The organism is Parafrankia elaeagni, assembly GCF_000374165.1.
Classification (GTDB): domain Bacteria; phylum Actinomycetota; class Actinomycetes; order Frankiales; family Frankiaceae; genus Parafrankia; species Parafrankia elaeagni.
Window position 1 is genome coordinate 18,915 of sequence record NZ_KB893764.1, and the last position, 8,595, is coordinate 27,509.

Below are 8,595 nucleotides of genomic sequence, written 5' to 3' on the forward strand. Positions count from 1 at the left end.
CGTCGTCGTGGTCCGCTCGCTCGTCATGCGGCCGGTCACCACCGACCAGGTCCGCGGCGGCGCGGGGCGCGCCGGCCAGTCGCTGTTCGGCGTGGACTGGGCCGACGCGCACCTGCCGGCCATCGCGACGCCCGACGACTGGGTCACGCTCGAACTCCCCGCCGGCCTCGACACGCTCGGCAACGCGCCCGACGGCGCGAGCGGCGACGCGCTCGGCGGCACGCTCGACAGGGCGTTCGACGGCACGCTCGGGGAGGCGACGCCCGAGGCCGTGGTGCTGATGTGCCCACCGGTCCCGACCGACGACGTCATCACCGCGACCCACACGGCCACCCGCCGCGTTCTGGGCCTCGTCCAGCAGTGGCTCGCCGACGACAGGTTCGCGGCCGCCACCCTCGTCGTCGTCACCTCGGGGGCGGTCGCCGGCCCGCCCGGTGAGGACGTCACCGACCTGGCCCACGCCGCCGTCTGGGGGCTCGTGCGCTCCGCGCAGTCCGAGCATCCGGGCCGGATCGTGCTCGCCGACATCGACGCCGACCCCGCCTCCCGCGACGCCCTGCCCGCCGTCGTCGCGGCCGGTGAGACGCAGGCCGTGATCCGCGGTGGCGGCGTCGCCGTGCCCCGGCTGGCCCGGATCACCGCCGACCCGGCGCTGACCCCGCCGGCCGAGGGGGCCTGGCGGCTGCAGACCAGGGCCGGCGGCACGCTGGAAGGCCTGCACCTGGGCCGCTGCGAGGAGACCACCGCCCCGCTCGACGCGGGCATGGTCCGGGTGGAGATCCGGGCGGCCGGCGTGAACTTCCGCGACGTTCTCATCGCCCTGGGCATGTACCCCGACGCCGAGACGGCGGTGATGGGCAGTGAGGGCGCCGGCGTGGTCGTGGAGGTCGGCCCCGGCGTCACCGAGCTGGTCCCCGGCGAGCGGGTGCTGGGTGTCTTCGCCGGCAGCTTCGGCCCCGAGGCGGTCACGGACCAGCGCCTGCTGGCCCGGATCCCGGTCGGCTGGTCGTACGCCGAGGCCGCCTCCATGCCGCTGGCCTTCCTCACCGCCTACTACGCCCTGGTCGACCTCGCCGACGTCCAGCCCGGCGAGACCGTCCTGATCCACTCGGCCGCCGGCGGCGTCGGCATGGCCGCCGTCCAGCTCGCCCGCCAGCTGGGCGCGCGGGTGCTCGCCACGGCCAGCCCGGGCAAGTGGCGGGCCGTGGCGCTGCCGGAGACGGACCTCGCCTCCTCCCGGACGACCGAGTTCGAGGACACGTTCCGCCGCGCGACCGACGGCCGCGGCGTCGACGTGGTGCTCAACTCCCTGACCCGCGAGTTCATCGACGCCTCGGTGCGCCTGCTCGGGCCTGGCGGCCGGTTCGTCGAGATGGGCAAGACCGACCTGCGCGACCCGGGCGAGTTCGACGGGATCACCTACCGGCCGTTCGACCTGTTCGAGGCGGGCGCCGACCGGCTGCGCGAGATGCTCGCCGAGATCCTCCGGCTCTTCGAGCAGGGCGCGCTGCGGCTGCTGCCCCTGCGTGCCTGGGACGTCCGGCAGGCGCGTGACGCCTTCAGGTTCGTCAGCCAGGCTCGGCACATCGGCAAGAACGTGCTGATGGTGCCGCAGCCGCTCGGCCGGGACGGCACGACGGTCGTCACCGGCGCCACCGGAACCCTCGGGGCCCTGCTGGCCCGTCATCTCGTGCACGAGCAGGGAGTCCGCGACCTCCTGCTGCTGAGCCGCCGCGGCGCGTCGGCTCCCGGCGCGAGTGAGCTGTGGTCGGAGCTGACCGAGGCCGGTGCCCAGGTACGCCTGCTGACCTGCGACGTCGCCGACCGGGAGGCCCTCGACCGGGCGCTCGACGGGGTAACCGTGCGGGCGGTGGTGCACGCGGCCGGTGTGCTCGACGACGCGGTCATCGGCGGCCTGACGCCGCAGCGGCTGGCCGCGGTGCTCCGCGCGAAGATCGACGCGGCCGTCAACCTGCACGACGCCACGTCCGACGCGGATCTCGACGCGTTCGTCCTGTACTCGTCGGTGGCCGGGGTGCTCGGCACCCCCGGGCAGGCCAACTACGCCGCCGCCAACGCCTTCCTGGACGCCTTCGCCGCCTACCGCCGTGCCCGCGGACTGCCCGCCACCTCGCTCGCGTGGGGCATGTGGGACACCGAGACCGGCATGGCCGGCGGCCTCGACGAACTGGACCGGCAGCGGATGGCCCGGGCTGGCGTCGGCGCGCTCTCGACCGCCGAGGGCCTCACCCTCTACGACACGGCGATCCGCCACGAGCGGTCGCTGCTCGTGCCGATCCGCCTGGACAGCGCCGTGTTGCGGGCCCGCCAGGGCGACCCCGGGATGCCGCCGCTGCTGCGCGGCCTCGCGCAGGGCCCGACCCGCCGGGCCGCGGCGACCGGTCTCACCGGCACCACGCTGGTGCGCAGGCTCGGCGGGCTCGCCGCCGCGGAACAGGAGCGGCTGCTGGTCGACCTGGTCCGTGCCCAGGTGGCGGTCGTCCTCGGCCACGCCTCCGGCGACGCGGTGCCGGCCGGGCGTGCCTTCAACGAGCTGGGCTTCGACTCGCTGACCGCCGTCGAGCTGCGCAACCGGCTCAACGCCGCCACTGACCTGCGGCTGCCGGCGACCCTCACCTTCGACTACCCGACACCGAGCGCGCTCGCCGCATACCTGCGTGCGGAGCTGACCGGTGCTGTCGAGCAGCCCGAGGCTCCCACGGCGGCGGGCGTGGCCGACCCCACCGACGAGCTCATCGCCATCGTGGGCATGGGGCTGCGGCTGCCCGGCGACGTCTCCACCCCCGACGAGCTGTGGCGGATGCTGGCCGAGGGGCGTGACGGCATGTCGCCGTTCCCGACCGCCCGCGGCTGGGATCTCGACGCCCTCATCGACCCGGACCCGGACCAGCCCGGCACCTCCTACGTCTCCGAGGGCGGTTTCGTCGCGACCGCCACCGACTTCGACGCGGAGTTCTTCGGCGTCAGCCCCCGCGAGGCGCTCGCCATGGACCCCCAGCAGCGGCTCCTGCTGGAAACCGCCTGGGAGGCGATCGAGCGCGCCGGGATGGACCCCACCGCGCTGCGCGGCAGCCGAACCGGCGTCTTCGCCGGTGTGCTCTACAGCGACTACGCGACGATCATGCGGCAGGCCGCGGAGAACTCCGAGGGTTACCTGGGCGCGGCCACCGCCGGCAGCCTCGTCTCCGGCCGCGTGTCCTACACCTTCGCCTTCGAGGGCCCGGCGGTCACCGTGGACACCGCCTGCTCCTCCTCCCTGGTGGCCATCCACCTGGCGAGCCAGGCGCTGCGGGCCGGGGAGTGCGACCTGGCGCTGGCCGGTGGCGTCACCGTCATGGCGACCCCGGGCGCGTTCGTCGAGTTCAGTCGGCAGCGCGGCCTCGCCGTGGACGGGCGCTGCAAGCCGTTCGCCGCGGCCGCCGACGGCACCGGCTGGGGCGAGGGCGCGGGCGTCCTGCTGCTGGAACGGCTCTCCGACGCCCGCCGCCACGGGCATCCGGTGCTCGCGGTGGTGCGCGGTTCGGCCGTCAACCAGGACGGCGCCAGCAACGGCATCACCGCCCCCAACGGACCCTCCCAGCAGCGGGTGATCCGCCAGGCCCTCGCGGCCGCCGGCCTGCGCGCCGCCGACGTCGACGCGGTTGAGGCCCACGGCACCGGAACGAAGCTCGGCGACCCGATCGAGGCCCAGGCGCTCATCGCCACCTACGGACGGGAACGCACCGCGGACCGGCCCCTGTGGCTGGGGTCGGTCAAGTCGAACATCGGCCACACCCAGGCCGCGGCGGGCGTGGCCGGAGTCATGAAGATGGTCCTCGCCCTGCGCTACGACGTGCTGCCGAAGACGCTGCACATCGATGCGCCCAGCACGCAGGTCGACTGGTCCGACGGCACGGTCGCCCTGCTCACCGACGACCGGCCCTGGCCCCGCTCCGGCCGGCCGCGTCGCGCCGGCGTCTCCTCGTTCGGCATCAGCGGCACCAACGCCCACGTCATCATCGAGGAAGCAACCGTGCCGGCGACGGCGGCGACCGCGGCGACCGCGCCGCCGGTGACGCTGCCCCGGGTCCCGCTCGTCCTGTCCGGCCACAGCCCGGCCGCGATGCGGGACCAGGCCGACCGGCTGCTGGACCTGCTCGACGCGCGGCCCACGATGCCGGCCGTCGACGTCGGCCGCGCGCTCGCCGGGCGGGCCGCGTTGCCGTATCGGGCCGTCGTGCTCGGCGGCACCCGCGACGAGATCGCCATGGACCTGACCGACCTGGCGCTGGGCACAACGGCGCCGACCGCGGTCACCGAGGGCCTGCTCGGCGTCGTCTTCACCGGCCAGGGCGCCCAGCGGGCCGGGATGGGCCGGCAGCTCGCCGCGTCCTTCCCGGCCTTCGCCCACGCCCTCGACGAGGTCTGCGGCCTGCTCGACGCACACCTCGACCGCCCGCTGCGGGCGGTCATCGACGGCGAGCCGGTGCTGCTGGAGCAGACCGGCTACGCCCAGCCGGCCCTGTTCGCCCTGGAAGTGGCGCTGCTGCGGCTGCTGGGGGAGTGGGGGATCCGTCCCGACGCGGTCGCCGGGCATTCGATCGGGGAGATCACCGCCGCCCACGCGGCCGGAGTGCTGGACCTGGCCGACGCCGCCGCGCTGGTCGCCGCGCGCGGCCGGCTGATGCAGGCGCTCCCGGCGGGTGGCGCCATGCTCGCCGTCGGCGGTGCCGAGGCCTCCGTCGCCGAGGCACTCCGGGAAGCCGGCATCGAGGTCGACCTCGCGGCCGTGAACGGCCCAGCCTCCGTCGTTCTCTCCGGACCCGACCGCGACATCGCAGCTGCGGCGGCGCTGGCCACGGCGCGCGGCTGGCGAACCAACCGGCTCGCGGTCAGCCATGCGTTCCACTCGGCGCTGATGGAGCCGATGCTCGACGACTTCGCCGAGATCACGCGCGGTCTCACCTTCGCGCAGCCGCGGATCGGCGCCGTCTCGACCGTGACCGGCGCCGCCGTCCGGGGCGACTGGGCCGACCCCGACTACTGGGTCACCCAGGTGCGCCGCCCGGTGCGCTTCGCCGACGCGGTCCAGACCATGGTCGCGCAGGGAGTGACCCGCTTCCTGGAGGTCGGGCCGGACGGTGTCCTCAGCGCGATGATCGCCGATGTCCACACCGAGGCGCCCCGGCCGGGCACCGCCGCGGTCGCCGTCCCCGCCCTGCGGCGTGACCGCGACGAGTTCCTCACCCTGCTCACCGCGCTGGCCGACCTTTTCCAGGCCGGCGTCCCCGTCGACTGGGCGGCCCTGTTCGACGGCACCGCCGCCCGCCCGGTGGAGCTGCCCACCTACGCCTTCCAACGGGACCGCTTCTGGCCCCGGATCCGCCCCGGCCAGGTCCACACCGGCGACCCGGCCGACCTCGGCCTCGCCGGCACCGGACATCCGCTGCTCGGCGCGGCGGTCGAGTTGCCCGACTCGCCGGCCGTCGTCCTGACCGGGCGCCTCGCCGTCGCGACCCAGCCCTGGCTTGCCGACCACGTCGTGCTCGGCACCACCGTCGTCCCCGGCACCGCTCTGGTCGAGCTGGCGCTGGCGGCCGGCGACCGGGCGGGCGTGCCGACGCTCGACGAGCTGCTCCTGCGGACCCCGCTCACAATTCCGGACGGTGGCGCCGCGCAGGTCCGCGTCACCGTCGCCGCCGAGTCCGCCGAGTCCGCCGAGTCCGCCGGGAGCCGGGCCGTCACGATCCACGCACGCCCGGACGGCACCGACGAGGAGTCCTGGACGCTGCACGCCACCGGCACGCTGAGCGCCGAGACCGGTCAGCGGACCGATCCGGATCTGCTCACCTGGCCACCCGCCGGCGCCGACGAGCTGCCCCTCGACGGCCTGTACGAATCCCTCGACGAGATGGGCCTGGCATACGGGCCGGCGTTCCGGGGCCTGACGCAGGCCTGGCGCCGCGGCTCCGAGGTCTTCGCCGAGATCACACTGCCCGACGACGTCCCGACGGACGGTTTCGGGCTGCACCCGGCACTGTTCGATGCCGCCCTGCATGCGGTGGGTGTCGGCGGCCTGCTGCCGGACGGCGCCGTCCGGCTGCCCTTCGCCTTCTCCGGTGTGCGCCTCGCCGGCCCGGCCGGAGCGCGGCTGCGGGTGCGGATCGCCGCCGGGCCGGGCACCGACAGCGTCCGGCTCCTCCTCGCCGACGCCCAGGGCCTCCCGCTCGCCGAGGTGGACGCGCTGACCCTGCGCCCGGTCTCCGCGGCGCAGCTCCCCTCCGGCACAGACCGCCTGATCCACACGGTCGACTGGATCGTGCAGCCTGTACGTACCGACGGTGACTCCACCGACTGGGCCGTTCTCCCTCTCGGCGCCGAGCTGCCCGAGCGGTCGGTGCCCGCGATCCTCCTCGACTGCGCCGCGGCGACCACCGGGGCACCGGACGCCGCTCAGGTGCACGAACGGACCGGCGCTCTGCTCGACCTGCTGCAGACCTGGCTGGGCGCCGCGGAATGGACGTCGTCGCGGCTCGTGGTCCTCACCCGGGGAGCGATCGCCGCCGGCCCGGCCGAGCCGCTGCCCGGCATCGTCGACGCCGCTCTCTGGGGCCTGGTGCGCTCGGCCCAGTCCGAGCACCCCGACCGCATCCACCTGGTCGACACCGACGCCCCCGACGCCGACCTCGGCGTCCTCGCGGCGCTGGTCGACGACGGCGTGCCGCAGGCCGCGATCCGGGCCGGCGCGGTGCTCGTGCCCAGGCTGGTCCGGCTCACCGCACCCGCGCCGACCGCGCCGGCCGACGGGGTCTGGCCGCCGCGGACCAGGGACGGCGGAGCCTCCGAACCGCGGGGGACCGAACCGCGGGGGACCGTCGTCATCACCGGTGGCACCGGAACCCTGGGCGCCGCCCTCGCCCGGCACCTGGTGGCGCAACGGGGGGTACGCGACCTGCTGCTGCTCAGCCGGCGGGGTGCCGACGCGCCAGGCGCCGGCGAGCTTGTCGACGAGCTGACCGCCGCGGGTGCCGCCGTCCGCGTCGAGGCCTGCGACGCCGCCGACCGGGCGGCCCTGGAGCGGGCCCTGGACGGCGTCCACGTCCGGGCCGTCGTGCACGCCGCCGGTGTGCTCGACGACGGCACGCTCACTGGGCTCACCCGCGACCGGCTGGACACCGTGCTGCGGGCCAAGGTCGACGCCGCCGTCAACCTGCACGACGCGACCGCCGGCATGGACCTCGACGCCTTCGTCCTGTACTCGTCCGTCTCCGGCACGTTCGGCACCGCCGGCCAGGCCAACTACGCCGCCGCCAACACCTTCCTGGACGCGTTCGCCGCCTACCGCCGCGCCCGCGGCCTGCCCGCCACCTCACTGGCCTGGGGGCTGTGGGACACCGACACCGGCATGGCCGCGCGGCTCGACGAGAGCGACCGGGAACGCGCCCGCCGCGGCGGCATCCTCGCGCTGAGCGTCGCGCAGGGCCTCGCCGTGCTGGACGGTGCCCCTGCCGCCGCGTCCGCGGTCCTGGTGCCCATCGCCCTCGACCTGGCGGCGATGCGTGACGCCGCCCGGGTCGGCATGCTGCCCCCGATCCTGCAGGGCCTCGTCCGTACCCCCGCGGCGCCGACCCGCAGCCGGATGGGCGGCGAGACCCTCGCTCACCTGGACCCCAGGGACCGCGACCGGGTCGTCCTGGCGACGGTCCGGTCGCAGGTCGCGGCGGTCCTCGGCTACGCGGACGCCGAGTCCGTCGAGGTGGACCGCGCGTTCAGGGACCTCGGCTTCGACTCGCTGACGGCGGTCGAGCTGCGCAACCGCCTCATCGCGGCGACCGGCCTGCGGCTCAGCACGACGCTGGTCTTCGACTACCCGAACCTCGCCGCCCTCGCCGAATTCATCGGCGGCGAGCTCTTCGGCTCCGCCGCGGATTCCTCGGCGCCGGCCGTCGCGGTCCTTTCGGGCGGTGCGTCGGCCGAGCCGATTGCGATTGTGGGTATGGCGTGTCGTCTTCCGGGTGGGGTGGGTTCGCCGGAGGAGTTGTGGGATCTGGTTTCGGCGGGGCGTGATGGTGTCGGTTTGTTTCCGACGGATCGTGGTTGGGATGCGGGTTTGTATGATCCGGATCCGGATGGTGTGGGGACGTCGTACACGCGGGAGGGTGGTTTCCTGTANGGNGCGGCGGAGTTTGATCCTGGTTTGTTCGGNATTTCGCCGCGTGAGGCGTTGGGGATGGATCCGCAGCATCGTCTGTTGTTGGAGTCGTCGTGGGAGGTGTTCGAGCGGGCTGGTATTGATCCGTCGGGTCTGCGGGGTAGTAGGACCGGTGTTTTTGTCGGTGTGATGTACAACGATTATTCGATGGTTCTGGGTGGGTCGGCGGATGCCGATGCGGGTGGTATGGGTGTGGGGGGGAGTATTGCGTCCGGGCGGGTTTCTTACACGTTCGGGTTGGAGGGGCCGGCGGTGACGGTGGATACGGCGTGTTCGTCGTCGTTGGTGGCGTTGCATCTGGCGGTGCAGGCGTTGCGTAACGGTGAGTGTGAGATGGCGTTGGCTGGTGGTGTGACGGTGATGTCGACGCCGAACACGTTTGT

The 8,595-nt window shown here is 74.6% G+C and carries 1 protein-coding gene and 2 pseudogenes; all 3 read left to right on the forward strand.

Going from position 1 to position 8,595, the window contains the following annotated elements:
• Positions 1-76: 76 nt before the first annotated feature.
• A pseudogene (locus tag B207_RS43205) lies at positions 77-6,265 on the forward strand (SDR family NAD(P)-dependent oxidoreductase); the annotation flags it as partial.
• Between the two features lie 192 nt (positions 6,266-6,457).
• Positions 6,458-6,703, forward strand: a pseudogene (locus B207_RS43210) (SpnB-like Rossmann fold domain-containing protein); the annotation flags it as partial.
• 225 nt (positions 6,704-6,928) lie between these two features.
• A partial coding sequence (locus B207_RS43215; protein ID WP_456095357.1) for a type I polyketide synthase occupies positions 6,929-8,595 on the forward strand: 1,667 nt, incomplete at its 3' end.